Below are 24,126 nucleotides of genomic sequence, written 5' to 3' on the forward strand. Positions count from 1 at the left end.
GGCGGGTATCCGAAGGCGACAACTTGGACGTACGTCGCCTAACCTTGCGCCGAAGGATTTGTTCCGAGCGGGCCGGCTTCGATGCGTCTCTGCTTGCGCTTGTTTTTGCGGAATCATGACATGGCTTTCGTCATGCCGTCTTCGCCGCCATGACGGCCATTTTCCCGAATACCGATGCAAGGGGGTGATCTCGCGGGTGCAATGGCGTTAGAAGGGTGACGCGCCGCTTCCATGCTCTCCGAGTCCGCCATGCCCGTTTCCTATCGCAATTCCAAGCTGCTTCGCCGTTCCCGCGTATTCTGGGGATCCCTTTCGCTCTGGCGGCCGCGGCTGGTCTTCTGGTGCGGGGCGCTTGCCATCGGCGTCATCAGCGTCGGTTTTGCGAGGCTCGCCGATCTCGCGCAGAAGGCTTTCGCGGGCGTGACGTCGTCCGGCGAATGGGCCTTTCTGCTGCCGCTTATCCTGGCGCCGCCCGGCTTCATGCTGTCGGCCTATCTCGCCGCGAGGTTTTTTCCCAATTCCCAGGGGAGCGGCATCCCGCAGGCGATCGCGGCGCGGCATCTGCGCGATGAGGAGGACCGGACGCGGCTGCTGTCGCTGAGGATCGCCTTCGGCAAGATCGTGCTCACCGTGCTCGGGCTGTTCTGCGGCGCTTCTATCGGCCGCGAGGGGCCGACGGTGCAGGTCGGCGCGTCGATCATGCTCGCGGTCGCTCGCTTTGGCGGCATGGCGCAGGCGCGGGGGCTGATCCTCGCCGGCTCGGCGGCCGGTATCGCGGCCGCCTTCAACACGCCGCTTGCCGGCATCGTCTTCGCCATCGAGGAGATGAGCCGCACCTATGAATCGCGGGCAAACGGGCTGGTGCTGACCGCCGTCATCCTGTCCGGGCTCGCCGCCCTCGGGCTTGCCGGCAGCTACAATTATTTCGGCGAAGCCTCCGCGGCGCCGAACGAGCTTCGCGACTGGGGCCTCGTTCTTGCCTGCGGCATCGGCGGCGGCGCGCTCGGCGCGGGCTTCAGCGGTTTCGCACTCCATTTCGGCCAGCGGATCCGCCGGTGGGCGCAGCCGCAGCCGCTGCCGCGCATGCTGGCTCTCGCCGGCCTTTGCGGCCTTGCCGTCGCGCTGATCGGTGTCGCCTCCGGCGGCAGCACCTTCGGCACCGGATATGAGCAGGCGAGGGGCGCCGTCGAGGGCCATGCGCTGCCCATGCTCTTCTTCGCCGAAAAGCTCGCCGCGAGCTTCCTGTCGATGATCTCGGGCATTCCGGGCGGCATCTTCGCGCCGTCGCTCGCGGTCGGCGCCGGCTTCGGCAGCACCATGGGCTCGCTCTTCGGCACCAGCATCGCCCTTGCCGCGATCCTCGGCATGGCCGGTTACTTTTCCGGCGTCGTGCAGGCGCCGATGACCGCCTTCGTGATCATCCTCGAAATGACCGGCGACCATCAGGCCGTCATCCCGATCATGGCCGTCTCGATGATTGGCTACGTCACGTCGCGCATCCTCTCGCGCGAGCCGCTCTATCACGGCCTCTCGCGCGTCTTCATCGCCGCGGCGATCAGGGCGCGGCGCGCCCTGGAGAAGGAGGAAGCGGCGGCGCAGTAGCGCATCGGCTTCCCGCGCCGGCCGTGGTTGGGTTCAGCGCCGGTGGGCGCTCAGAGCAGGAAGTCGCCTTTCGAGAGGGAGATTCCGTTCTCCAGATGAATGGCGAAATCGGCCTGCCGGTCGCCGTTCGTGTCGCCATAGACATAGGTGCCGGAGGCCTCTTTGAGATAGCGCAGTTCACCGGCCGCGCCGGTGAAAGCTGCCGTGCCGAGATAAAGGAAAGCCTGATCGCCCGATGTCAGCGAATTGGCATCGATGGCCGAGAGGTCGATGCGGTCGCCGCCGGCGCTCGAAAAGTCCAGGATCGAATCGCGGCCCGCGACGGCAACCGTGCTGTCGGCCAGTGCCTTGAAGACGAAGGTATCGGCACCCACGCCGCCCGTCAGATCGTCGGAGCCGAGACCGCCATAGAGCGCGTCGCTGCCGCTGCCGCCGTTGAGAAGATCGTCGCCGGCTCCGCCGGTGAGCACATTGGCGCCGGTGTTGCCATAGAGTTTGTCGGCGTGGCTCGAGCCGGTCAGCCGCTCGATCGAGATATAGACGTCGCCCTTGGCCTCGCCGGTGTTGGCGGCCGCGTTGGCAAGGTTTGCCGTCACGCCGGCCGCGGCGCTGGCATAGGAGACGGTATCTTTTCCGTCGCCGCCATCGAGCCTGTCAGCCCCTTCGCCGCCGTTCAGCGTATCATTGCCGCCGCGTCCCGAAAGCACGTTGTCCCCGGCATTGCCATAGAGCTGATCGCCATAATTCGAACCCGTCAGCATCTCGATCGAGACATAGACGTCGCCCTTGGCTTCGCCGGTGTTGACGGCTGCATTGGCAAGGTTCGCCGTCACGCCGGTCGTGGCGTTGGCATAGGAGGCAGCATCCTTTCCGGCGCCGCCATCAAGCCTGTCGGCCCCGCCGCCGCCGGTCAGGACATCGTCGCCGTCGCGCCCGGACAGGACGTTGGCCACGCCGTTGCCGATCAGGATATCGGCGGCGCTGCCGCCGGTGGCGTTCTCGATCACGACGCCATGGGCAATGGTATATCCGCCCGTCAGCGTTTCGGATGTCGAGATCCAGCCGCCGCCGCCGACCTCGGCCTTGAGGCTCGCCGCGCGCAGATCGATCTTTACCCTGCTTTCGCCGACATATTCGATGGTATCGACGCCGCCTGTATCCCAGATCGTCGTGTAACCGTGATTGAAGTCCACATCGTCGCTGAACGTGTAGGAGTTGGCTCCGGCATTATAGGCGTGCGTTCCATAAAGATATTGCAGCGCCGCGATGTCGATCGCGCCGTACGAGCCGGGTTGGGCGTTCACCGCCGTGCCGAAATCCACAGCTGCCGTGAATGGATTATCCTCCGCGAGGAAGGGAAAGGTGTATCCCATCACCGTGTTGAGCTGCGAGTTCAAAAAGCCGGTGCCCTGGTCCGCCGGGCCCTCGACGCCGGGAAGCTGCGGCCCGAGCGAAACGTCATGCGGGTGCTTCAGCCCGAGCGCATGTCCCGTCTCGTGGAACCAGGTCAGGGAAAAGGTTCCGAGCCGGACGGCTTCGGCGGAACCGGCGACATCGCTGTTGATGCCGACAATGGAATCGACCGTCGTCGCGCCCGGTCCGGGAACGCCGGATTCGCCGCCGCCGCCCTCCACGAGCTTGAAGTTGATGTTGCCGGCTGCGGCGACTTCCTTGAAGGTCAGCTGCGTAAAGGATTCGATGTTGCTGACGATCTCGCGATAGAAGTCTTTCCAATCGCCTTCATCGAAATCGGCAATGCCATTGCCGTTCATGTCGCCGGCGGCAAAGCTGTAAGTGACGGTCGGCCCGGCCCAGGCGCCCCCATCGATCAAGCCGTTCAGGACAGCGTTGCTGGAAAGGGTAACGGGCTTGGTTGCATCCGCCATGGGGCCTCGCTTGATTGATGATAACGAGTGCGGCTGACGGCACCAAACGCCCGGCCATGCGAGCCGAACCGTTCAGGATTCGCGCTGCTCCCTGTTGATCTCCTTGCTTTCAGGGCTGGATTTTTCTGTCAATTCAACTGCGGAAAAGATTGAAGAAGGATGCGCGATCCTGCCCGCCAATTCGTAATTTGGCTAGGCAACCCGAGGTACCTGCTTCAGTTAGAGCGCCGTTACGCTGACCTGCATTCGCCTCCATCCAAGCGTCGAAAAGCGCCTTGCGAATGGCTGGCGGGATATCTTTGTCGCGCTCGGCTCCGGCATCATCATCCAGTCCGGCGGATGAAAGCAGCTCGGTCAACGCGTCGAAGTGCCGGCGCGCTTTTCTCAGCACATCGGCGCGGGCGATCGGAAGATCGATCACCGCTTCCAGCGCGCGAACGACCCTGCGGGCCGCTCGCCGGATGTCGCGAGAAGACGCGTCGCATTTGGCGATCTCCGTCGCCAGGGCGAACTTGGCGCGATAGCTTATCGCGTTTCGGGCAGCGATCTGCCAATGGCGGTATAGCTGTTGCATGCTGCGGTAACGCGGAAGATCGCGAAAACGGCGCCCGCGATTTGCGAAGAGGGTGAATCGCATTTTAACCAAAACTTAAGCGTAAATTAGTGAAAACTTACTAAACTCCGGCGTCGCTCATGCGGTGAGCGTGAGCCGCAAACGAAACGGGCGTCGGCCGAAGCCGACGCCCGCGATCATCCGGGGGGAGTTGTCACTCTTAAACCGGGCCGGATGCCACTACTGGATGATCTGCACGACCTTGCGGCTCTGCGGCTCTACGATGACCCGCTCCTGGCCGATCACGACATAGCCATACTTGGGGTTGTCGGGAACCGGAGTGACGATGACATCGGGAGGCAGGGCAGCGCCGACCTGCACGCGCTCCTGGACGACGACCGTCTCCGCCGGGGCGGGCGCCTGCTGAACATAGGTCACGACTTCGGCCGGCGGAGGGTCGATCACGCCGCCTGCTACGCCGCCCACCACCGCGCCAACTCCGGCGCCGACCGGGCCGCCCAGGATGGCGCCGGTGGCTGCACCGCCGACCATGCCGGTCGTTGCGCCATCGGCATAGGCCGAGCCCGCGATGCAGGTCATTGCGGCTGCGAGGATAATGCCTTTCATTTTACTGCTCCTTATCGTTGGTGCAGTGAAAAGCCAGTTTCACAAAGTTTGTTCCAGGCATCGGACCTAGGTCGGACGGCATCGGCGCTCGCGGTGCAGAGGCAAAATCTCATAGGGAACGATCACCGCTTCGCTCGAGGATGTCCCATCAGCACTTCATACTCTCTGTCGGTCAATCGCTCGATCGACCGCAGCTGTGCGGGAATGTCCATGCGCTCGTGCAAGACCGCGGCAATGACGAAGGTGGCATCGTCAACGACTATGTAGACTGCGTAATGGTGTTCGATCCTGTGGAGCCGGAACGGGGAGTTTCCGACCCGCTCGTCTTCCCTCGCCTTCAGACGGGCATAGGCTTCCGGGATGCCTTCAAATCCTGCTCGAAGCAGACGGCCATATGCTTTTGCCTGTTCGGCAGACCATCTCCGTGCGGTTTCGCGGACCGCCAGACGATAATTGTCGAGTGCAGTCGGCAGCATGAGAACGCGAGGAGCCACTAGCGCAGCTCTTCATCCAGTTCGGCATCGACGGCATCAAGTGCGGAAAGGGGCAGCATCTCTCCGCGCCGGAATTCCTCTTCCGCCCGCAGCAGCGAGCGGATGGCGTAGCGGCGGTCTTCTTCACGTGCCATATCTTCGCGGATAAGGGCGCGAACATATTCGCTCGGGGTCGTATATTGGCTTTTTCCGTTGGCGCGCATATCGACGAAGGCGCGCATTTCATCGGGCAAACTGACATGTAGGCTGCTGGTCATAACCGCGCCCTCCCTGATCCGGATCACCGGATGAATTGTTCGCATTTCGGCTGTGATGTCAATATTTGACATTCGCTTGCCGTATACGCTCAGCCTCCTCTTATCCCAAACCAGCGCAGGATCATATGATCGAGCGAAAACCGCCCGGGACCGCCGGCGATGATGACGAGGAAGCAGACGGCCCAGGTTCCGTGGGTCGGCCAGGCATCGGGATAGACGAAGATCTCGATGACGACGGTCATGCCGAGGAGGGCGAGCGCCGAGAGGCGGCTGGCGAGGCCGATGACGAGGAGCATGGGAAAGAAGTGCTCGGCGAAGGCCGCAAGATGGGCGGCGATCCAGGGATCGACGAAAGGCAGCCTGTATTCCGTCTCGAAGAGATAGACGGCATTGTCGGTGACATGCCAGCCGTCCACCTTGGTCTGGCCCGATTGCCAGAAGACGGCGGCGATCGACAGGCGCGAGATCAGCGCGATCAGATCATGCGGAATGCGGTCGAGAAGCCGGAACGCTGCGTAGAGCCGCCCTGCCGTCGTGCGCGGTGCGGGGGCGGCCATGCTCATCTCAGTATTCATCGCGATCGGTCTCCTTGTGAATGGCGGTGAAGGCGCCGGACTGAAGCAGGCCGGCGAGATTGGCGGAAAGATCGAATTCGGCAGCGGCAGCCGCCGCCGTCTCCGCGGCGTCGGAAAGCGTCGCGCCGGTGGCCAGCTCTTGCAGGAACACAGCGCCGCCCGGCGGCAGGCGATGGATTTCGACGAGCATGTGCGGGCGGACGATGAGCGCATCCTCGCCTGCCCAGGGCTCGATCGGCGCGAGGTCCATTGCGTCGCTGTTCATCGCCCAGATGGTGACGATGGGGTGGGCCGATCGCAGGATGGAGAGTGAGGGATGCGGGAGGAGAACGAGACGGGCAAGCTGCTCCGGTGCGACCCGCGAAAGTTCGCCGGCATCGAGCGGCGCCGCGTCGGCCGCATGATAGGCCTGGCCGCGCGCCGCTTCGAGGCGGATCACGTCGGGGAGATAGGCAAGCTCCTGCACCGGTTCGAAGCTCTCGACGAAATCGGCAAAGCCGTCGCCGTAGGACATCAGCAATGGCGAACGCGGCGGGAAAAGCCGGATGTATTCGCCGGCCATCGCCGCGAAGAAACCCTCTCCGACGATCCGCCGGGCGGCGGGGAACCGGGACGCAAGCGCGCCGACGAGCCCGCTTGCGACATTGTTGCGATAGACGCCGAAGCGGCGTGCCGGAGTGTTGTCGTTCCAGGCGGCAAGGCCGGCCGGGACGGGCAGAGCGGCGTCGGTAAGCGCCCGCGCAAAACGTGTCTGGATATCGGCCGGCATGGCGGACCTCACGCGGCGCGGCGGCTGGCGGCGGCGCCGAGTATGCGCTCGGCAGCCTCCGCTTCGGCGCGCAGGACGGGCCATTCCGGCACGTCGTTGTCCCATTCGATGAGGGTGGCGACAGGGCCGGTGCTTGCGATGACCTCTTCGTAAAGAGCCCAGACCGGATCCTTCACCGGCGTGTCATGGGAGTCGATCAGCAGCGGCGCGCCCTGGTCGTCCCGTGTTTCGGAGTGGCCGCTCAGATGGATTTCGTGCACCCATTGCAAGGGGAAGCGGGCGAGATAGGCGCTGGGATCCATGTTGTGGTTGGTGGAGGCGACGAAGACGTTGTTGACGTCGAGCAGCAGTCCGCATCCGGTGCGCCTGACGACCTCCGCCAGAAAATCCGTTTCTTCGAGCGTGCTTTCTTCGAACAGCAGATAGGTTGCGGGATTTTCGAGCAGCATCTGGCGGCGCAGCGTTTCCTGCACAGCATCGACATGCTCCGCGACGCGCGCGAGCGTGGTTTCGCTATAGGGAAGCGGCAGCAGGTCGTTCATGAAAACCGTGTCGTGCGACGACCAGGCGAGATGTTCGGAAAAGCTCTCGGGTTCGTAGCGATCGCAGAGGATTTTCAGCCGGGCGAGATGCGTGCGGTCGAGCGGCTGCATCGAGCCGATGGAGAGGCCGACGCCGTGGATCGACAGCGCATAATCCTGGCGCAGCTTGCCGAGCTGGGCATGCGGCGGACCGCCGGCGCCCATATAGTTTTCGGCATGGACTTCGAAGAAGCCGAGCGGCTGCGGGCGGTCGATGATTTCGGCAAAATGCTCGGGCTTGAAGCCGACGCCGGGGCGGCGGGGAAGTTCTGACGGTTTCATCGGACATCTCCTGGGATGGAAGCGGACGGCGCGACAATGCGCCGTCCTATCAGCGCTGAGCTCAGACCGGAGCCTTGCCCTGCATCAGCGAGCCATGGCCGTCCGGCGTCTTCATCGACATGCAGGTGCCGGCGGGAACGAGCTTCCAGGCGTTCTTCTGGTAATCGACCTTGGAGGTGCCGGCGCAGGTCGTGCCCGGACCGGCGGCGCAATCGTTCTGGCCCTTCAATGCGATGCCGTAGCATTTCTCCTTGCTGTCGGCGGCGGAGGCGGCCGGAGCGGCGACGGCTGCGAGCGCCGAAGCGATGGAGCCTGCCAGTGCAAGGGTGACGATGCTGTTCTTCATTGTTCATCTCCGTTGAATGATAAGCCGTGATTGGCTTGCATTGCGGGCTACGGAGAGAGAGCTGCCGTTGTTACAGCGGCCGGTTCGATTTTTTTAGAAGCGCACCCTTGCCCTTTGCGCAACCGCGGGCGAAAAGCCTGGAAACGAAGGGCTGCAGGGCCGCACGAAAGAATTTCGCCGTCGCGGTAACAAAAATGTGTGCCCATCCGTAGGGGATTATGTCGGGTGAAACATTCGGCGCGAGAAGAGGAATGGGCAGGCTGGATGCGCAGCGCCATCAAGGGCGATACGCAGGCCTATCACCGCTTCCTTTCCGCCGTCACACCGCATCTGCGTGCGATGGCGCGCCGGCGTTGCGACCAGTTCGGCGCACCGGCAAGCGAGGCGGAGGACGTGGTGCAGGAAGTGCTGCTCGCCGTCCACCTCAAGCGCGCAACGTGGGATCCGGCGCGCCCGATCGGCCCGTGGCTGTCGACGATCGTGCGCAACAAGCTGATCGACAGCCTGCGCCGTCGCGGCCGCCATGTCGACGTGCCGATCGACGACGTGATGGCGACGCTGGAGGCCGAAGAGCAGGCCGGCAACTTGGATCGGCTCGATGCCGAGCATATGCTGGAGCGCCTGAGGGATCCGCAGCGCGATATCGTCCGGTCCATTTCCATGGAAGGGGCGGGCATACGCGAGACGGCCGAGAGGCTGAAGATGAGTGAGGGCGCGGTGCGTGTTGCCCTCCACCGGGCGCTGAAAACGCTCGCCGCGCTTTACCGGAGTGAAGAGACGTGAAAACGGATGAGCTGATCAATCTCCTGTCGGAAGATGCGCCGGTGCACCTGCGGCTTGGCCGCATGATGGCGCTGGCGCTGCTGATCGGTATTACGATATCCGCAACGCTGATGGTTTCGACGATCGGCCTGCGCCACAACATGCAGACCGTCTTCGAGACGGCGCGGGTTTTCTTCAAGATCTGCGAGACGTTGCTTTTGGCGTTCCTCGCGTCGCGCCTCGTCTTCCAGATCGGCCGTCCGGGCGTGCCGCTGAGGGCGCGGGTGCTGGCGCTGCTCCTGCCGGCGGCACTGCTCGTCGCTGCCGTTATCGCCGAGCTTTTCACGGTGCCGGAACAGGATTGGGCGGCGAGCATGATCGGCAACAATGCCGGCTTCTGCGTCTTCTTCATCCCCGTCCTGGCGCTGGCGCCGCTGGCAGGTTTCATGCTGGCGCTGAAGAATGCCGCGCCCGACGATCCCGCCGCGGCGGGTGCCGCGGCCGGCTTTGCCGCCGGCGCCGTTGCGGCGGCGATCTATGCCTGGCACTGCCCTGACGACAGCCCGCTCTTCCTCATGAGCTGGTACGTCCTGGCCATTGCGATCGTCACCGTGGCGGGGTCGCTGGTCGGCCGGCGCATCTTGCGCTGGTAGTTTTCCCGGCGCTGGAATTTCAGGCGCCGCCGTTCGTTCTTGCGCCGTGCAGTCTTGCCTGCGGCCGCTGCTTTCTTCCCAAGTAACTTTGTTGACTCCGTCTTTCAACCGGTTGAAAAGAGACGTGGCTATAGAGGAGACGACTGATGGCTGACGAGAATAATACAGGTTCCGCCGCCGCGGCTGCGGAGACGGCCGCATCCGTGAAAACCGACGCGAAGAAGCAGCGTGCGCCGCGGCGCCAGAAGGCTGCTGCCGAGGCGGCGCCGACCGTGTCGGAAGCGGTGAGCGCGCCGGCACCGGCGGCAAGCCCGGCAAAGCCCGACGGCCGGTCGAAGGGCGCCAGGTCCAAGCCGGCCGTGACGAAGGCCGCCGCTGGCAAGAGCGTGCCCAAGGCCGCTGCCGCGAAGAAGGCGGCGAAGCCTGCCGCGCAGCCGGCCAAGGCTGCCGCGCCCGCCATCGACGAGCTGGAAGATCTCATTCAGCTCGAAGAGGAAAACAAGCGGCTCCGCAAGAGCCTGGCGGAAAAGCTGCGCCAGGAAAATGCCGAGCTGCGCAAGAAGCTCGGGCTTGCCTGAGTCTCCTAAGCGGACAGGTCACGACGCCGATTTCAGCCATCGATTTCATTTCGCCGGGCGCATTCGATGTGCCCGGCCGAACGACCATTGAGGATATAGTCGCTGCAGTAGAATCGCAGCTCGTATTGCGGGAGGGTCGAACATCATGAAGACACCGTGGAGATTTCTGGCCGATCTGACGTCACGCCGCCGGCCGGCGAAACCGGAGGAGCGCTCGACCGGACGCACTGCCGATCCCGAGGCGAGCGAAAGCGAAGCGAAATCCGCCCCGGCGGCTCCGTCCGATGCGGCCGCCTCCGGCGCGCATGTCTCAGAAGACCGGCCGCCGGCGGCATTGAGCAAAACGGAAGCTGTTCACGATGCCGGCGCGGCATCGGAGCCGCCGGTCGATGCCGAAGAGGTTCAAGCGCCGGCGCTTGACGATGCAAAGGCCCCGCTTGCCGAAGCGGATGCCGCGGCGGTGAAGACCGGGACACGCGCCAAGCCTTCACGGAAGCCGCCGGCGAAACGTGAGGGTCGTGCCAAGAAGGCGCAGGCCGATGTGGTCGCCAAAAGCGTTGCCGCTGCGGATCGCGCGCCGGTGCCGCCGTCGCGCGATCCCTTCCTCGATGAAGTGGCGAGCCTCGACGAGGAGATCAGGGCGCTGCGAAGCGAGCTGGCGCAGAAGCTTCATCGCCAGAATGCGCAGCTTAAGAAAATGCTCGAGCGTTTCCACCGCGCATAAGCTTCGTCTCCGTCAGTCCAGGATGACGTGGGGGACGAAGCGCGAGAGGTTGGCGGTGATGCGCGATTTGTCCTCGCGGATGCCGAGGCCGCAGGCGCGGTCGCCGACAACCCAGCTGCCGAGCACCGCGAAGCCGCCGGGGCCTTCGAAGAGCGGCGTATAGCCCTGAACGATGAAGCCCTCTTCGCCGTAGCCGCCGGGCGCCGCGTCGAATTCCTTTCCATCGCGGAAGATCGTCACGTTTTCGCCTTCGCGCGACAGGAGCGGCTTGCGCACATAGTCCGTCAGCTCCGATGCCTTGGGATCGTCTGGGAAATAGCTCGGCAGCAGATTGGGATGGTTGGGGTGGCGGCGCCACAGCAGCGGCAAAAGCCCCTTGTTCGAGAGCACGGCTTTCCAGGCCGGTTCGATAAAGACATCGCCGCTGCGGATGAGCTGCTGCCCGAAGGGCTCACGCATCATGAATTCCCAGGGGTAGAGCTTGAAGCAGCGATCGATCACCCGATCCTGCATATCGGTATAGCGCCCCTGCGCATCGATGCCGATTTCGCCGATGTCGAGCAATTGCACGCGATGGCCGGCCTGGATGGCGCAATCCATCAGATAGACTGTCGTGCCCCGATCCTCTTCGTTGTCGGTCATGACGGCGAAGTGGAAAATGGAATCGCGGGGGAACTGCTCGAACGCCTCGACAAGGCTTTCCTGCAGTAGATTATACTGGTCGGCGCCATCAGGCAGGACGCCGAGGCCGATCTGGTCGGTCAGCCAGTTGTACTGGAAAAAGGCGGTCTCGAACACGGCGGTCGGCGTGTCCGCATTGTATTCGAGAAGTTTGACCGGGCCCGTCCCATCATAGGCGAGGTCGAAGCGGCCATAGAGATGCCGGTCGCCGCGGTGCCAGGAGCGCTGCACGACGTCGCGCAGGTCGGCGGGGATCGCGAGCCGGTCGAGCGTCTCCTCATCGTTGACGATGTCGCCGACCAGGTCCATGCACATATCATGCAGTTCCTGGCTCGGCGCTTCGATGTCGGTCTCGATCTGCTCGAGCGTGAAGGTGTAGGCGGCGTCGTCGAGCCAATAGGGCTCGCCGTACATTTCGTGAAAGCCGAAGCCGACCGCCCGGGCCTTGTCGAGCCAGTCCGGGCGCGCCGGAAGCGTGATGCGCTTCATCCTAACCGCCGAAACTGAAGGATGACCGGCCGCCGAAGCCCTGGCGGGCGACGGTGCGGGTGTTGACGTTGACGGGCTTTATCGTCTGGCGCACCGGTGCAACGCTGTCGCCCTTGCCCGATCGCACCGTCGTCACCAGCTCGCCGGAGCGATTGCGATAGATCGGCGTCGAGCCGCCGCCGACATAGACGGAGCCGCCGCTTTCCTCCTGGCGCCGGCGATAGGTGTAATAATCGCCGATATTGTTGAGCGCCGAAGACAGCAGGTAGCCGCTGAGAAACGGCATGAAGAAGCTGCCCGTGGCGCTGGTGTTGTTGGTGACGGTGCTCTTCGGCTCTTCGGCGCATTTGCCTGAGCCGAATTCGGCTTCGCAGGCGGCCATGCCGTCGAAGCGCGGCGCCGTGGCAAGATGGGCGCGCATGGCATCCTGATAGGCGGCCTGGCACACCTGCTGGTCCATGCCGGCCGATACGCACTGGTCGACGGAGGTGAACATCACCTGCGAGTCGCCGGGATCGTCTCCGCATCCGGAGAGCATCATGGTGGAAACGGCAATGGTGCCGAGTGCAAGAACTGGCGGCCGGCGGCCGGTCAGACGTCTACGCATGGCGGCCTCTCCCTCAGTAGGTCATGCAGGCGGCGTTGAGGATCCCGATCACCAGAGCAATGCCGCCGCCCCACAGACCTGCCGCGATTTCGCCCCGGGTGATCTTCTCGTGCAGATCCTGCATCGTGAAGTTGGCGATGAAGAAGCCGAGGACCTGCACCAGCGTGCCGATGATGGCCCAGATGATGTAGTCGACGATGCTGACCGAATTGGCGGCGGCCGAGGCGAGCGGCAGGCTGAAGCCGATAAGCGCGCCGAGGAAAGCCGTGACCGCGGCGAGATTGCCGGAGCGGATCAGCTCGACTTCCCTGTGCGGGGTGAGCCGCGTGTAAACTGCGCCGAAAACCCCATAGGCAGCGAGACCGATGGCAAAATAGATCAGGAAGGCCGGAAGTCCCGCCACGTAATCAAGCATAATGAAATTCCTCCATGGATAAATCGAAAGCCTTCAAACCCGCCTGACATCGGCCGGGGCGATGCCGTAGCCGATCAGGAATTCGATGGAACTCCCCGCAAGGCTTTGGCCCTGCTCGAGATCGCGCTCGACATTGAGCAGCAGCATTTCGCGGGTTCTGCCAAGCGGGCGGTAATAGAGCATGCAGGTCTGATGGATGGACCGCTGCACCTCGCCGTCGTCGATGGTCTCGACGAACTCGACGAGTTCGGCGCGTTCCGGCCCTTCTCCCCAGAAGCGGTTGAAGAGGATGCCGTCGGCGTCATAGGAAGGCTGGCCGATCAGCCCGTTGGGGCCGGTCCATCGGTTCCATTCGCTGTGGCTGACCGGCACGACGCTGTCCCAGGGCCAGTAGAAGCTGACATCGTCGATTGCTTCGCCGACCGCGCCGGAGGCCGACATGACCTGCACCATGCGGTGCTCGTCGTCGTAATAGCGCGAGAGGGTCGTTGCGGCATCGAGCTGCACCTGGCCGTAGGCGGCGATGATGAACGGCCCGCTCTTCGGCAGCGGCATGGCGGGCGTGCCCGTCAGCGCGTCGGCTTCGAGCGAGAGGAAATCGATCTCCAGCGCCCCGCCGATGCTAACGCCGAGAGGGCCTCGCTCGGCCGCGAATGTCTTGTTCTTGTTTCCCCCGAACCAGCCGATCATGGCGCATCCCCTAGTTGAGCCCAGCCAATGGCGGCCGAACTCAACCGCATTTCGCTGATGTAGTAAAGTGTCTCTCCGCCCCGAAGCTGCAGGTCGTCGCGGCAGTTGAGATCGGTCACCCCCTTGTGCAGCATCCCGACCAGAGTCACGTTGTACTGACGCTTGAGGCTGAGGAAGACCGAGCCGTAACTCAGCGGCGCGGAGAGCGGCGGCACCAGCAGCGAGAAGGCGGTGTCGGCCGATGCGGCCGATAGAAGACGCGCGGCGATCTCGGACGAGCCCGGATCGCGCGCCGAGCGCGACAGCAGTTCTTCCGCAAGTGATCCCACCGCTTCGACGCGGGGCCGGCGTTGCTTGACCATCTGGGCGGTGCGGTCGTCCTGGAAATAGGCGACGATGTGGGCGGCGGGTGCATGTTCTTCGGCGATCAGCACCGCGGCCAGCGTCTCGTCGTCGTTTGCGCCGCGGATGACGATCGACCGGGCTCCGGCCGCGCCGGCCCGCGTCAGCGCATCGGCATCCGCCAGCCGTTCGGTGCGGATGTAATCGGCGCAATCGCTTGCCGGATTTTCCGCGAGGTCCTTGGCGATCAGGACGCTCATCGGTTCGTGCGCCTGCCGCTCGGTATGCAGCAGCCGCAGCACCTGGTGCGTCTGCCCCTCCTGCCAGCCCACCACGATGACATGGCCGGCTCTTTCGCCGTAATCGCCCAATCCCCGCATGCGGTTCCTCCAGATCGTGCCTATGCCTGTCAATAATTTGCCGAGAACGGCGGTGAAGATGGCGATGCCGCCGGGAAGGACGAACAGGGCGACGAGCAGTCGGCCGGCCTCCGATCTTGGCGAGATGTCCCCATAGCCGACGGTCGTCGCCGTCACCATGTAGTAATAGATGAAATCGAAGAGGTTGCCGACGAGCCCGCTTTCGCCGGCGAAGGCGAGCAGCGCATAGGAAGCGACGAGATGGACGGCGAAAATCGACAGCAGCGCCGACCATGTCAGCTCGCTCAGCGATAGATAGACACGCCGCAAGATCGAGCCGAGAAATATCAAGCGAGTCCATTCCCCTGTTGCCGACCGGACATATATCAACTTATGTAGGCCTCGCAAACTTTAGATTGTTACTGACGATACTTTCAGCCGACGGAGGATCTTTTGGAGACCTGGACCCTAACGACCCTGACCCGCCTATTCGCAGCCGATCCCGAACCCTTGGGAGATGTCGACGTATCCGTGCCCGATCAGGGCGACGTGATCTGCGTGACCCTCAAGGAAAAAGGCGATCTCGATGTCTTCGTGACGGTGAGCGGCGAGCGCGACATTCTGGTCAGCGCCGTTCTTCTGCCATGCAAGGAGGTTCCCAAGCGGGAGGCTTTCGAGCGCATGGTGCTGAAGACGCATAAATTCGTGCCGCTCTCCAGCTTCGGGATTACCACCATCGGCGGCGAGGAATGGTATGAACTGTTCGGCTCGCTCTCGGCGCGCTCGCGCGCCGATACCATCGTCGAGGAGGTGGCGATTCTTGCCGCCAATGCGGTCGATGCGGCCAGAATGGTCGAAGAGTGGAAGAAGGGAGAAATTGCAGCGTGAGCACCTGGGGCAAGATTTTCACCGCCATTCGCGGCGGTATCAACGAGGCGGCCGAAGCAGCCGCCGACAGCCAGTCGATGCGCATTCTCGATCAGGAGATCCGGGATGCCGAGCAGTCGCTTCGCCAGGCGCGCTCGGATCTGGCGGGCATCATGGCCTCGAACAAGAGCGTCAACCGGCGGCTCGAGGAAAACCGCGCCAAGGAATACAAGGATACCGAAAGCGCCAGGGCCGCCATCGCCGCCGGCCGGACGGATCTGGCCCAGGGACTGGCGCAGCGCATCGCCACCGTCAGGGCCGAGGTGCAGCGGGATCAGGACGAGCTCGACCGCCTGCTGCCGCGCCAGCAGCAGATGCTGCGCACCATCCAGGACACCGAGGCGCGCATCACGCAGATGAAGCGCGAGATCGAAAACGTCAAGGCGAACGAGTCGCTGCTGCGGGCGCAGTCGGCGATCGCGCACAGCCAGTCCGGGATCAACACCCGCCTCGGCAGCGCCGTCCAGAGCCTGGAGCGCATCAAGAAGCGTCAGGAAGCCGTTGCCGGCCGGATCGAGGCGGGCGCCGAACTCGCAGCCCTCGAAGATGGCAGCGATCTCGACCGTCAGCTTCGCGAGGCGGGCATCGGCGGTTCGAGCCAATCGGCCGACGACATTCTTGCGCAGCTGATGGCGCCGGCGGCCCCGGCCGCTCTGCTGCCTCCGCCATCGGACAAGAGGTAACCGGCTGCGGCCGGGGTCGGACTTATCGCCGACCCCGGCCGGGCCTATTCGTTATCAGCCCTTCGTCAGAAGACGGCAGGCGCGGTCTATGCGCGCCAGCGCTTCGATGAGTTCGCCCTCCGAGGTCGCGTAGGAAATGCGGAAATAGGGTGACAGGCCGAAGGCTGAACCCGGCACGACGGCGACGTGAGCCTCCTCCAGCAGATAATCGGTGAAGTCGTGGTCGGCTTCGATCTTCCTGCCTTTCGGCGTCGTCTTGCCGATCACGCCGGCGCAGCCGGAAAAGGTGTAGAAGGCGCCTTCCGGCGTCCGGCATTCCAGCCCCTCGATGGCGTTCAGCCCTGTTACAACGATGTCGCGCCGGCGGCGGAAGCTCTCCTGGCGCTCCTTCAGGAAATCCTGCGGCCCGTTCAGGGCCTCGATCGCAGCGGCCTGGCTGACGGAGGACGGGCAGGAGGTCGCCTGGCTCTGAATGACGGCCATGGCCTTGATCAGGGCTTTCGGCCCGCCGGCATAGCCGATGCGCCAGCCGGTCATGGCATAGGCCTTGGAAACGCCGTTGACCGTCAGCGTCCGGCCCTTCAGCCGCGGCTCCAGCGCAGCCGGCGTGACGAAGCGAAATCCGTCATAGACGATGTGCTCGTACATATCGTCGACCATCAGCCAGACATGCGGACGGCGCAGCAGCACGTCGAGCAGCGGCCGGTAATCCTGGGCGCCATAGGCGGCACCCGATGGGTTGGACGGCGAATTGAGCAGCACCCAGCGCGTCTTCGGCGTGATTGCTTTTTCCAGCTGGTCGGCCATCAGCCGGAAGCCGGCTTTGGCGTCGCAGGGGATCAGCACGCTGACGCCGCCTGAGATTTCGACGATGTCGGAATAGGAGGTCCAGTAGGGCGTCGGGATGATGACCTCGTCGCCGGGATCGAGGCTCGCCATGAAGGCGTTGAAGAGGATCTGCTTGGCGCCGGTTGCGACGCTCACCTCGTCGAGCGCGTAGTCGACGCCGTTCTCCCGGCGGAACTTCTCGACGATCGCCTTCTTGAGGTCGGGCGAACCGTCGAGGGCGGTATATTTCGTCTCGCCGCGGTCGATCGCCGCCTTGGCGGCTTCCTTGATATTGTCGGGCGTATCGAAATCCGGCTCGCCGGCGCCGAGCACGATGACGGGCAGGCCCTCGCGCTTCATGGCCGCGGCACGCGCGCCGATCTGCAGGATTTTCGAAACGCCGACTGAGGCGATGCGCGAGGCGGGCCTGAAGCCTGCCTCCTCGATCCGGGTGGTGATCGTCATGCCGTCATCCGATCCTATTCGATATCGAAGGAAACGCCTTGCGCCAGCGGCAGGGCCTTCGAATAGTTGACCGTGTTGGTGGCGCGGCGCATGTAGGCCCGCCATGCATCCGAGCCGGATTCGCGGCCGCCGCCGGTTTCCTTCTCGCCGCCGAAAGCGCCGCCGATTTCAGCGCCCGACGTGCCGATATTGACGTTGGCAATGCCGCAGTCGGAGCCGTCGGCGGCGAGGAAACGCTCGGATTCCTGCACGTCGCGGGTGAAGATCGACGAGGAGAGGCCGGCTGCCACCGCATTGTGCTCGTCGATCACCGCGTCGAAATCGCTGTACTTCATGACGTAGAGGATCGGCGCGAAGGTTTCCTCCAGCACCGGGCCGGCCTGCTTCGGCATTTCGACGAGCGCCGGCTTCACATAATAGCTCCCGTCATGGCCGAGTGCGACGCGCTCGCCGCCATGGACGCTGCCGCCATGTTCTCCAGCCGAGGCGATCGCCTTCTGCATGGCGTCGAAGGCCGCCTTGTCGATCAGCGGACCGACGAGGGCAGCGGATTCGAGCGGGTTGCCGACCGAAACCGAGGCATAGGCTTTCTTCAGGCGCGGCACGATCTGGTCGTAGACGCTGTCATGGACGAACAGGCGGCGCATGGTGGTGCAGCGCTGGCCGGCGGTGCCCATGGCGCCGAAGGCGATGGCGCGCAGGGCCATGTCGAGATCGGCAGACGGGCAGACGATGCCGGCATTGTTGCCGCCGAGTTCGAGAATGGCGCGGGCGAAACGCTTGGCCAGCCGTGGGCCGACCTCGCGGCCCATGCGGGTCGAGCCGGTCGCCGAGACCAGCGGCACTTTCGGATTGTCGACCAGCACCTCGCCGATCGTTCGGTCGCCGATCAAGACCTGCGACAGGTTCTCGGGCGCATCGCCGAAGCGGGCGAGCGCCCGTTCGAAGATCGCCTGGGCGGCAAGCGCGGTCAGCGGCGTCTTTTCCGAGGGCTTCCAGACGACGGGATTGCCGCAGACGATGGCAAGTGCCGCGTTCCAGGCCCAGACGGCGACCGGGAAATTGAAGGCGGAGATGATGCCGACGACGCCGAGCGGATGCCAGGTTTCCATCATGCGATGGCCGGGACGTTCGGTGGCGATGGTCAGGCCGTAAAGCTGGCGCGAAAGCCCGACGGCGAAATCGCAGATGTCGATCATCTCCTGCACTTCGCCGAGCCCTTCCGACGGGATCTTGCCGGCTTCCAGCGAAACCAGGCGGCCGAGATCGGCCTTGGAGGCGCGAAGCTCCTCGCCGAAGATCCGGATCAGTTCGCCGCGCTTCGGCGCCGGCACCAGGCGCCAGACGCGGAAGGCCTTGTCGGCCTTTTCGATCCTGGCGGCGGCCTCGGATGCCGAGACAGTCTTCAGGCTCGCGACCTGCTCGCCGCTGACCGGGCTGTAGGAAGCCATGTCGCCGCCGGTATAGAGGTCTCTCGCGACGCCGAGCTTCTCCAGAAGTGCGGCGGCTTCCCGGACGACGTCGATTTTGGCAGTTGCAATGTTCATGATCGAGCTCCTGTTTTCTTTCTCGTATGGCCTAATTCAGCCGAAACGCACGCTGCCGAGCCGGGCCGGCGAGGTGAGCGTTTTCAGGCCGGCGGCCATATGTTTTCGTTTTTCCGATGTATAGCGATCGTAGAAAGCCTGGTTGCGGCGGCCGATCGCGTGTTCGGCGCTGAAGCTGCCGCTATATTCCCCGACGGCGACGGCGAAGACCCAGTCCCGAAGCCGGCCCTCGAAGGTTTCGTCCTGCAGCAGGGGGCTGTCCTTCGGCACGACGAGATTGAAGTGCACGCCGCCATCGCCGATATGGCCGAAGTCGCAGATCGCGACGCCGGGAAATTTCGCCGGCATCTCCGCCTTCATGCGGTCGCAGAAAGCCATGATGTCTCCCCTGCGGAAGGAAAGGTCGAAGGCGATCAGCTTGCCGAGATGCTTGACGCCTTCCGACAGGCTGTGGCGCAGAGCCCAGATTTCCCGCGGTGGGCCGGGCAGGGCATCGGCGAGCGGCGCGGACGGCAGCTCCCAGATCTCGGCGAGCGCGGTTTCGAGCACGGCATCGAGCGGCTGTTCGCCCTCGCGCGGCGCCCAGGTCCGGCTGATTTCCGCCAGGATGACGTAATCGGGAACATGGCCGCCCTGGAAGGGGTTGCGCAGCGACGGCACATGCGCGAAGGCGGCCTTGATGGCGTTGGCGGACATGCCCTCGAAGGCGGAGAGATAGGCGCCGAGCCTCTCTTCCATCGCCCGCAGCAGCGGTAGCACCTGCGCGCCGCCGGCCGGCACCAGAAGGGCCGTCGCGACCTGCCGGGGCAGGGGTTCGAGGTTCAGCACGCATTCGGTGACGATGCCGAAGGCGCCCGACGTGCCGATGAAGAGCTGCTTCCAGTCGACGCCGGTATTGTCCTTGCGCAGATGGTTTTGCAGGTCGAGCACGGTTCCCTCGTCGTCGGCGAGCACGACCGTCAGTCCGAGCGTGTTGCGGCGCACGTCGCCATATTTGAGGAAGCGGGAGCCGCCGGTATTCGTCGCGACCATGCCGCCGATGCGGGGATCGGCGCCGAGATCGATCGGGAAGAACAGGCCGTGCTCTGCGAGCCGCGCGTTCAGATCGGAAAGCCGCATGCCGGCATCGACCCGCACCGAGCGGTTGTCGAGATCGAGATCCATGCCGCCGCTCATACGATCCAGGCTGAGCACGACCTCGTTTCCGGAAGCGTCGGGCGTCGACCCGGAAACCAGGCCGGTATTGCCGGATTGCGGGACGAGCGGGATGGCGTGGCGCACGCAATAGGCGACAGCCGCCGATACCTCGCCGGTCGACTTCGGCCGGAGCACCGCGGCGGCGCGGCCGCGGTCGTAGCGGGCGCCGGTTTCATAGGCTTCCAGCCCCTGCGTGAGCACGCCCTTGTCGCCGAGGATCGCCGTCAACGCGTCGATATGTGCACGCTCCAGCGTCATTCCGCGGCAACCGAACGCAGCGCGCCGAGGCAATGGTCGATCGAAGCGGCTTCGATGCCGGCATAGTGGTCGAACTCGTTCAGAACCGTGGCGCCGAGATCGATTTCGAAGCGCTTCTGGTTCGGGCTTGCCACGAATTCCTGCTGCGCGGTGTCGCCGAGGTTCGACTGGAAGATGCCGGCGGCGCTGACGGGGAGGAAATCCTCGTAGACGATCGGGTCGAAGCGAACGAGGCCGTCGGCGATCAGCGCCTCGAGATCGCCGGATGCGAGCGAACCGGCCGCGCGGCCCTTTTCGGTAAGGGAGTAGCTGAAATAGCCGAGGCCTGCCTGGCGAATGCCGGCCCAGCTGTCCGGGAAGCCCTCGAAGGCCTTTGCCAGCGCCGCCTCGTATTCGCGAGCGTTGGAGCCGTCGGCGGCCGGGCGGACGATCTTGCGCGACGCTTCCAGGCGTTCGTCGTAGAGCGCGCGGCCCTTCGGCGTCAGCGCGATGCCGCGCTGCTCGATTTCGCCGAAGCGGGCGGTGTGCGAGCCGGGCTTCCAGCTGCCGTCGCCGGCCGCGAAGGAAACCGGCTCTTCCAATGCCTTGAACGAGGTCTGGCGCAACAGGATCGGGCATTTGCGCGTCGGCGGGCCTTCGACGACGGCCTTCGGCGCAATGCCATATTCCGGCATCAGCGCCTGTACCTTGTCGATATCGAGCGTGCGGGGCGTCAGGTGGTTGATATGCGGCCCCTTGAAGGACACGACATCGGCGATCAGCCGGTGCGCATCGTGCAGGCGCTTGTACATGCCGGCATCGACATTGGCCTTGTCATGCCAGCGGAAGGTTTCGAGCACTTCGGAAACGAAGCGGCCGGCCTCGGCCTTGTCGAGGCCGCCGTCGCGCTCCGCCTTTTCTGTCAGTTCGACGGCACCCGGCGTGAAGATCCGGCGCCCGGCAAGCACGGCCTCGGCCTCGGCGCGCAGGCTCTCGTCCTTGATCAGGTCGAGGCGCAGGAGCGAAGTGAAGACGCGGAACGGGTTGCGCTTCAACGCGGCTTCGCCGACCGGCCGGAAGGCTGTGGAATGGACGGGAACGCCGGCCGTCGAAAGGTCGTAATAGCCGACGGGATACATGCCCATGACGGCGAAGACGCGGCGCATCATCGCGAGTTCGGCTGATGTCCCCAGGCGGATCGCGCCATGGCGTTCCTCGGAGATGCGATCGAGCGAGTCGGTGGCGTCGAGCCGTTCCTTCAATTCGGGGTCCGCAGCCAGCGCCTCGCCATTCACCCGGGCGACCAGCTCCATCAGCGTGCCGTAGGCCGGCACCTCCTGGCGGTACATGGCGGACATGGCGGCGGAAAAGGCTGAGCGGATGTCGTCTGATGAAACGTGGTTTTGCATGGCCACCTCCTTCAAGGGAAATTGCGATCGGCTGGCGCGCACCTTATGCGTTGTCGTGCCGCTCGTGTTGTGAGATTAGATGTTCAGTTGATGCGGAAATGGAATGACCATGCGCCGAAGGCTGATACCCGACATTGCCAATCTGCAGGCTTTCGAATCCGCCGCGCGCCACGGGAATTTCACCCGCGCAGCGGCCGAACTCAACCTGACGCAAAGCGCAGTCAGCCGGCAAATCAGGGATTTGGAGCAGCAGACGGGGCTGCTGCTGTTCGAAAGAGTGCGCCAGCGCGTGGTTCTCTCGGAAGCCGGCGCGCGCTTCCTTCCGGATGTCCGGAAATTGCTCGGGCAATCCGAAAAACTCATGATCGGCGCCATGGCCGCCGAGCATATGCGGCAGTCGCTGCATATCGCAACCCTGCCGACATTCGGCGCCCGCTGGCTGGTGCCGCGGCTCGGCGGCTTCATGGCGCTGTCCGATGTCGCCGTCACCATCGAGTCCCGCTCGCAGCCCTTCGTCTTCGAGGAGGAGAATTTCGATCTGGCTATTCATTACGGCCAGCCCGTCTGGCCGCGCGCCACCTGCACCTTCCTGTGCAACGAGACCGTGCTGCCCGTCGTCAAGCGCGCGGTGGCGGAGCGATGGGCGCTCGAAGACCCGAGCGGCCTGTCGACCATACCGCTCATCCACCTGACGACCCGCCCGCGGCTCTGGTCGGACTGGTTCGACGCGCATGCGGTCGTCAGCGACAACGCCTATCGCGGCCTGCGGCTGGACCAGTTCTCGATGATCATTGCCGCGGCCGTCGCAGGGCTGGGTGCTGCCCTGCTTCCTTCATATCTGATCGAAGAGGAGCTGCGCAGCGGCATATTGGTCTCGCTCTTCGATCTGCCGATGGCGACTGACAACAGCTATTACATCGCCGTTCCCGAGGAGAAGCGGCAGAACGCCACCGCGAGGAATTTCGTCGAATGGCTGACCGCGCAGGTCGGAAGCGATGCTTTCGCGCAAAGCGAGACACGCGGGTAATGATCGGTCGGCGCGCAAGCCGTCCGATCACACCAAGTCAGGATCAGACCTCGTCGCGCTGGGCGCGCAGATTGGTGACGACGCGCCGGTTCTGCACCTTGCAGGAGCGTTCCGTGCAGTCGCGCACTTCGCGGTCGTTGCCGTAGCCCTTCGCCCACATCCGCCTTGCGTCGACGCCCTTCGAGACGAGATAGGCCATCGCCGCATCGGCGCGCTGCTGCGACAGCGTCTTCATCTTGGCCTCGGAGCCGGAATCGTCGGCAAAGCCCTGCAGCTTGATCAGCCAGTTCGGGTTCCGGGCGAGCCAGGCGGCCTGGCTGTCCAGCGTCGCCATGGCGACGGAATCGAGCCTGGCGGAATCCTGCGCGAAATAGATCCGCCGGCCGACATTGAGGATGAAGTCCTCTTCGCTGCCGGCCGAGACAGTTTCGAAGCCGGGAGCGGGATCGTTGGTCTGGCCGGTCATCGGTGCGGCGGGCGGTTCTTCCACGGAGGCGATATCGGTGGTGGAGCAGGCGGCAAGCGCCAGGAGCATGGCCGCGGTGAAAAGGCGGCTCGCAAATCCGGTCGAAACAAACATCGGGGCGTCTTCCTTATTCGACCGCGGTGACTTCGGTGGCCGGCGGGGCCTGGTCGGCGATATGCGGCAGGACCTGCACGGCGGTGCCGATCGGGCAGCGCTGGTAGAGATCGATCGCATCCTCGTTGAACATGCGGATGCAGCCGCTGGAGGCATCCTTGCCGATGCTCCAGGGTTCCAGCGTGCCGTGGAAACGATAGCCGGTGTCGACGCCGTCGCGATGCAGATACATGGCGCGGGGCCCGAGCGGGTTCTTCGGCGAGCCGCCTGCCACGAATTCCGGCAGTTCGGGATGGCGCTTGCGCATCTCCGGCGGCGGCGTCCAGCGCGGCCAGAGCGATTTGCTGTCGATCGTGGCGCGGCCGAACCATTTGAAGCCGTCGCGGCCGACGCCGACGCCGTAGCGGATCGCCGTCTTGTTCTCCATGATCAGGTAGAGGAAATGATGCCTTGTATCGACGACGACGGTGCCGATCGGCTCGCTGCTGAAATATTTGACGACCTGGCGGTGCCACCGCCTGTCGATCCTGGCGAAGTTCGTCGCCCGGAAGGTTATCCCGTTATCGACGGCAGTGCCGGCAAAAAAGGAAGAGGCCTGAGCGAAAACCGGCCTCCCGATCGCGCCGGCGCCAAGTAACGCCAAACCGCCAAGCAAAACATCTCTGCGAGTCCCTACCATCGGCTATATCCCCCTAAAGCCCAAGCAGCGAGGTGGCAGTAAAGCAGATTTTTCATTTGCGACAACAAAAAATGCCGCCGCGCCTTTTCTTTATGCGACTGACAAGCGGCGTCCCCGACGAAGCATATCTGCGAAATGCTTGCGGGAAAGAGAGAAATGGGCGGTCCATGGCCAGCGCGGGGCGCAGCGGGCCGAGAGCGTCGATGACGCGTCCCGGCCCTTGCTTCCGGCCTCAGGCGATGCCGCCGAGGCAGACATATTTGATTTCGGTGAAT

General features: G+C 64.3%; 28 protein-coding genes. 8 read left to right on the forward strand and 20 right to left on the reverse strand.

The genetic code is table 11. The annotated features are described in order from the left end of the window. Positions 1 to 249 precede the first annotated feature (249 nt). Entirely contained in the window at positions 250 to 1,602 is a 1,353-nt protein-coding gene (locus CO670_RS20980; RefSeq protein ID WP_097592045.1) for a chloride channel protein, read from the forward strand. A gap of 50 nt (positions 1,603 to 1,652) precedes the next feature. Here CO670_RS20980 and CO670_RS20985 read toward each other — a convergent pair whose 3' ends face one another. From CO670_RS20985 to CO670_RS21025, 9 genes are all read right to left on the reverse strand, one after another. After that, on the reverse strand, positions 1,653 to 3,488 hold the full coding sequence (locus CO670_RS20985; protein ID WP_245425920.1) for a M10 family metallopeptidase C-terminal domain-containing protein: 1,836 nt from the start codon (positions 3,486 to 3,488) through the stop codon (positions 1,653 to 1,655). A gap of 133 nt (positions 3,489 to 3,621) precedes the next feature. Further along, positions 3,622 to 4,125 (reverse strand): hypothetical protein, encoded by a 504-nt coding sequence (locus CO670_RS33415; protein WP_245425922.1) that lies wholly within the window; start codon positions 4,123 to 4,125, stop codon positions 3,622 to 3,624. A 156-nt stretch (positions 4,126 to 4,281) separates the two neighbouring features. Next, a complete protein-coding gene (locus CO670_RS20995; protein ID WP_097592017.1) occupies positions 4,282 to 4,668 on the reverse strand; it encodes a DUF1236 domain-containing protein in 387 nt (128 codons plus the stop codon). 122 nt (positions 4,669 to 4,790) lie between these two features. Beyond that, the gene (locus CO670_RS21000; protein WP_097592018.1) at positions 4,791 to 5,162 is read right to left on the reverse strand and encodes a type II toxin-antitoxin system RelE/ParE family toxin; all 372 of its coding nucleotides are present in this window, start codon (positions 5,160 to 5,162) and stop codon (positions 4,791 to 4,793) included. Continuing rightward, a complete protein-coding gene (locus CO670_RS21005) occupies positions 5,162 to 5,419 on the reverse strand; it encodes a hypothetical protein (RefSeq protein ID WP_008536431.1) in 258 nt (85 codons plus the stop codon). Before CO670_RS21005 ends, CO670_RS21000 begins: the two co-directional genes overlap by 1 nt. A gap of 89 nt (positions 5,420 to 5,508) precedes the next feature. Then, a complete protein-coding gene (locus CO670_RS21010; RefSeq protein ID WP_245425927.1) occupies positions 5,509 to 5,976 on the reverse strand; it encodes a DoxX family protein in 468 nt (155 codons plus the stop codon). A 7-nt stretch (positions 5,977 to 5,983) separates the two neighbouring features. Further along, entirely contained in the window at positions 5,984 to 6,763 is a 780-nt protein-coding gene (locus tag CO670_RS21015) for a DNA-binding domain-containing protein (protein ID WP_097592020.1), read from the reverse strand. Between the two features lie 8 nt (positions 6,764 to 6,771). Next, positions 6,772 to 7,626, reverse strand: a complete 855-nt coding sequence (locus tag CO670_RS21020; protein ID WP_097592021.1) for a DUF692 domain-containing protein — start codon at positions 7,624 to 7,626, stop codon at positions 6,772 to 6,774. A gap of 61 nt (positions 7,627 to 7,687) precedes the next feature. Continuing rightward, positions 7,688 to 7,972 (reverse strand): DUF2282 domain-containing protein, encoded by a 285-nt coding sequence (locus tag CO670_RS21025; RefSeq protein ID WP_097592022.1) that lies wholly within the window; start codon positions 7,970 to 7,972, stop codon positions 7,688 to 7,690. A gap of 225 nt (positions 7,973 to 8,197) precedes the next feature. On the opposite strand from CO670_RS21025, the gene CO670_RS21030 reads away from it, so the two are divergent. From CO670_RS21030 to CO670_RS21045, 4 genes are all read left to right on the forward strand, one after another. Continuing rightward, entirely contained in the window at positions 8,198 to 8,755 is a 558-nt protein-coding gene (locus tag CO670_RS21030) for a sigma-70 family RNA polymerase sigma factor (protein WP_097592023.1), read from the forward strand. Further along, entirely contained in the window at positions 8,752 to 9,387 is a 636-nt protein-coding gene (locus CO670_RS21035) for an NrsF family protein (protein ID WP_097592024.1), read from the forward strand. The genes CO670_RS21030 and CO670_RS21035 overlap by 4 nt, the downstream gene beginning before the upstream one ends. 146 nt (positions 9,388 to 9,533) lie before the next feature. Then, a complete protein-coding gene (locus CO670_RS21040; RefSeq protein ID WP_097592025.1) occupies positions 9,534 to 9,965 on the forward strand; it encodes a SyrB2 regulator in 432 nt (143 codons plus the stop codon). Between the two features lie 145 nt (positions 9,966 to 10,110). Further along, positions 10,111 to 10,689 carry a hypothetical protein gene (locus tag CO670_RS21045; RefSeq protein WP_097592026.1) on the forward strand — a complete coding sequence of 193 codons (579 nt, stop codon included), beginning with the start codon at positions 10,111 to 10,113 and terminating at the stop codon, positions 10,687 to 10,689. 12 nt (positions 10,690 to 10,701) lie between these two features. Here the strand turns inward: CO670_RS21045 and CO670_RS21050 are convergent, their stop codons facing one another. Genes CO670_RS21050 through CO670_RS21070 form a run of 5 tightly spaced genes read right to left on the reverse strand, consistent with a single transcriptional unit; the run spans position 10,702 to position 14,623 of the window. Further along, positions 10,702 to 11,859 (reverse strand): glutathionylspermidine synthase family protein, encoded by a 1,158-nt coding sequence (locus CO670_RS21050; RefSeq protein ID WP_097592027.1) that lies wholly within the window; start codon positions 11,857 to 11,859, stop codon positions 10,702 to 10,704. Between the two features lies 1 nt (position 11,860). Continuing rightward, on the reverse strand, positions 11,861 to 12,466 hold the full coding sequence (locus CO670_RS21055) for a DUF1190 domain-containing protein (protein ID WP_097592028.1): 606 nt from the start codon (positions 12,464 to 12,466) through the stop codon (positions 11,861 to 11,863). A gap of 13 nt (positions 12,467 to 12,479) precedes the next feature. After that, on the reverse strand, positions 12,480 to 12,881 hold the full coding sequence (locus CO670_RS21060; RefSeq protein ID WP_097592029.1) for a DUF350 domain-containing protein: 402 nt from the start codon (positions 12,879 to 12,881) through the stop codon (positions 12,480 to 12,482). A gap of 33 nt (positions 12,882 to 12,914) precedes the next feature. Beyond that, positions 12,915 to 13,571 (reverse strand): YjfK family protein, encoded by a 657-nt coding sequence (locus tag CO670_RS21065; RefSeq protein ID WP_097592030.1) that lies wholly within the window; start codon positions 13,569 to 13,571, stop codon positions 12,915 to 12,917. After that, a complete protein-coding gene (locus CO670_RS21070; protein ID WP_097592031.1) occupies positions 13,568 to 14,623 on the reverse strand; it encodes an ion channel in 1,056 nt (351 codons plus the stop codon). The genes CO670_RS21065 and CO670_RS21070 overlap by 4 nt, the downstream gene beginning before the upstream one ends. Before the next feature lie 102 nt (positions 14,624 to 14,725). Here CO670_RS21070 and CO670_RS21075 point away from each other — a divergent pair, with 102 nt between their 5' ends. Then, positions 14,726 to 15,160 (forward strand): YjfI family protein, encoded by a 435-nt coding sequence (locus CO670_RS21075; protein WP_097592032.1) that lies wholly within the window; start codon positions 14,726 to 14,728, stop codon positions 15,158 to 15,160. Continuing rightward, complete coding sequence (locus CO670_RS21080; RefSeq protein ID WP_097592033.1) at positions 15,157 to 15,882, forward strand: PspA/IM30 family protein; 726 nt, start codon at positions 15,157 to 15,159, stop codon at positions 15,880 to 15,882. Before CO670_RS21075 ends, CO670_RS21080 begins: the two co-directional genes overlap by 4 nt. Before the next feature lie 54 nt (positions 15,883 to 15,936). Here CO670_RS21080 and CO670_RS21085 read toward each other — a convergent pair whose 3' ends face one another. Genes CO670_RS21085 through CO670_RS21100 form a run of 4 tightly spaced genes read right to left on the reverse strand, consistent with a single transcriptional unit; the run spans position 15,937 to position 21,565 of the window. Next, on the reverse strand, positions 15,937 to 17,175 hold the full coding sequence (locus CO670_RS21085; RefSeq protein WP_097592034.1) for a pyridoxal phosphate-dependent aminotransferase: 1,239 nt from the start codon (positions 17,173 to 17,175) through the stop codon (positions 15,937 to 15,939). Between the two features lie 14 nt (positions 17,176 to 17,189). Continuing rightward, the gene (locus CO670_RS21090; RefSeq protein ID WP_097592035.1) at positions 17,190 to 18,722 is read right to left on the reverse strand and encodes an aldehyde dehydrogenase family protein; all 1,533 of its coding nucleotides are present in this window, start codon (positions 18,720 to 18,722) and stop codon (positions 17,190 to 17,192) included. Positions 18,723 to 18,758: 36 nt separating this feature from the next. After that, on the reverse strand, positions 18,759 to 20,177 hold the full coding sequence (locus tag CO670_RS21095) for an FAD-binding oxidoreductase (protein WP_097592036.1): 1,419 nt from the start codon (positions 20,175 to 20,177) through the stop codon (positions 18,759 to 18,761). Continuing rightward, positions 20,174 to 21,565 carry a VOC family protein gene (locus CO670_RS21100; protein WP_097592037.1) on the reverse strand — a complete coding sequence of 464 codons (1,392 nt, stop codon included), beginning with the start codon at positions 21,563 to 21,565 and terminating at the stop codon, positions 20,174 to 20,176. The genes CO670_RS21095 and CO670_RS21100 overlap by 4 nt, the downstream gene beginning before the upstream one ends. Positions 21,566 to 21,668: 103 nt before the next feature. Here CO670_RS21100 and CO670_RS21105 point away from each other — a divergent pair, with 103 nt between their 5' ends. Continuing rightward, positions 21,669 to 22,592, forward strand: coding sequence for a LysR family transcriptional regulator (locus CO670_RS21105; RefSeq protein WP_097592038.1), 924 nt, complete (start codon positions 21,669 to 21,671; stop codon positions 22,590 to 22,592). Positions 22,593 to 22,635: 43 nt separating this feature from the next. Here CO670_RS21105 and CO670_RS21110 read toward each other — a convergent pair whose 3' ends face one another. Continuing rightward, the gene (locus CO670_RS21110) at positions 22,636 to 23,172 is read right to left on the reverse strand and encodes an OmpA family protein (RefSeq protein WP_097592039.1); all 537 of its coding nucleotides are present in this window, start codon (positions 23,170 to 23,172) and stop codon (positions 22,636 to 22,638) included. Positions 23,173 to 23,185: 13 nt separating this feature from the next. Then, the gene (locus CO670_RS21115) at positions 23,186 to 23,851 is read right to left on the reverse strand and encodes a L,D-transpeptidase (protein ID WP_097592040.1); all 666 of its coding nucleotides are present in this window, start codon (positions 23,849 to 23,851) and stop codon (positions 23,186 to 23,188) included. Positions 23,852 to 24,126: the final 275 nt, after the last annotated feature.

It is taken from the genome of Rhizobium sp. J15, assembly GCF_002531825.1.
Taxonomy (GTDB): Bacteria; Pseudomonadota; Alphaproteobacteria; order Rhizobiales; family Rhizobiaceae; genus Rhizobium.

Coding starts and splice junctions, on each gene's coding strand:
- CO670_RS21065 (WP_097592030.1), bottom strand. CDS start 13,571: ATGATCGGCTGGTTCGGGGGAAACAAGAACAAGACATTCGCGGCCGAG.
- CO670_RS21115 (WP_097592040.1), bottom strand. CDS start 23,851: ATGGTAGGGACTCGCAGAGATGTTTTGCTTGGCGGTTTGGCGTTACTT.
- CO670_RS21085 (WP_097592034.1), bottom strand. CDS start 17,175: ATGACGATCACCACCCGGATCGAGGAGGCAGGCTTCAGGCCCGCCTCG.
- CO670_RS21005 (WP_008536431.1), bottom strand. CDS start 5,419: ATGACCAGCAGCCTACATGTCAGTTTGCCCGATGAAATGCGCGCCTTC.
- CO670_RS21040 (WP_097592025.1), top strand. CDS start 9,534: ATGGCTGACGAGAATAATACAGGTTCCGCCGCCGCGGCTGCGGAGACG.
- CO670_RS21105 (WP_097592038.1), top strand. CDS start 21,669: ATGACCATGCGCCGAAGGCTGATACCCGACATTGCCAATCTGCAGGCT.
- CO670_RS21090 (WP_097592035.1), bottom strand. CDS start 18,722: ATGAACATTGCAACTGCCAAAATCGACGTCGTCCGGGAAGCCGCCGCA.
- CO670_RS21025 (WP_097592022.1), bottom strand. CDS start 7,972: ATGAAGAACAGCATCGTCACCCTTGCACTGGCAGGCTCCATCGCTTCG.
- CO670_RS21045 (WP_097592026.1), top strand. CDS start 10,111: ATGAAGACACCGTGGAGATTTCTGGCCGATCTGACGTCACGCCGCCGG.
- CO670_RS21100 (WP_097592037.1), bottom strand. CDS start 21,565: ATGCAAAACCACGTTTCATCAGACGACATCCGCTCAGCCTTTTCCGCC.
- CO670_RS21010 (WP_245425927.1), bottom strand. CDS start 5,976: ATGGCCGCCCCCGCACCGCGCACGACGGCAGGGCGGCTCTACGCAGCG.
- CO670_RS21020 (WP_097592021.1), bottom strand. CDS start 7,626: ATGAAACCGTCAGAACTTCCCCGCCGCCCCGGCGTCGGCTTCAAGCCC.
- CO670_RS21015 (WP_097592020.1), bottom strand. CDS start 6,763: ATGCCGGCCGATATCCAGACACGTTTTGCGCGGGCGCTTACCGACGCC.
- CO670_RS21060 (WP_097592029.1), bottom strand. CDS start 12,881: ATGCTTGATTACGTGGCGGGACTTCCGGCCTTCCTGATCTATTTTGCC.
- CO670_RS20995 (WP_097592017.1), bottom strand. CDS start 4,668: ATGAAAGGCATTATCCTCGCAGCCGCAATGACCTGCATCGCGGGCTCG.
- CO670_RS21110 (WP_097592039.1), bottom strand. CDS start 23,172: ATGTTTGTTTCGACCGGATTTGCGAGCCGCCTTTTCACCGCGGCCATG.
- CO670_RS20985 (WP_245425920.1), bottom strand. CDS start 3,488: ATGGCGGATGCAACCAAGCCCGTTACCCTTTCCAGCAACGCTGTCCTG.
- CO670_RS21095 (WP_097592036.1), bottom strand. CDS start 20,177: ATGACGCTGGAGCGTGCACATATCGACGCGTTGACGGCGATCCTCGGC.
- CO670_RS21055 (WP_097592028.1), bottom strand. CDS start 12,466: ATGCGTAGACGTCTGACCGGCCGCCGGCCGCCAGTTCTTGCACTCGGC.
- CO670_RS21050 (WP_097592027.1), bottom strand. CDS start 11,859: ATGAAGCGCATCACGCTTCCGGCGCGCCCGGACTGGCTCGACAAGGCC.
- CO670_RS20980 (WP_097592045.1), top strand. CDS start 250: ATGCCCGTTTCCTATCGCAATTCCAAGCTGCTTCGCCGTTCCCGCGTA.
- CO670_RS33415 (WP_245425922.1), bottom strand. CDS start 4,125: ATGCGATTCACCCTCTTCGCAAATCGCGGGCGCCGTTTTCGCGATCTT.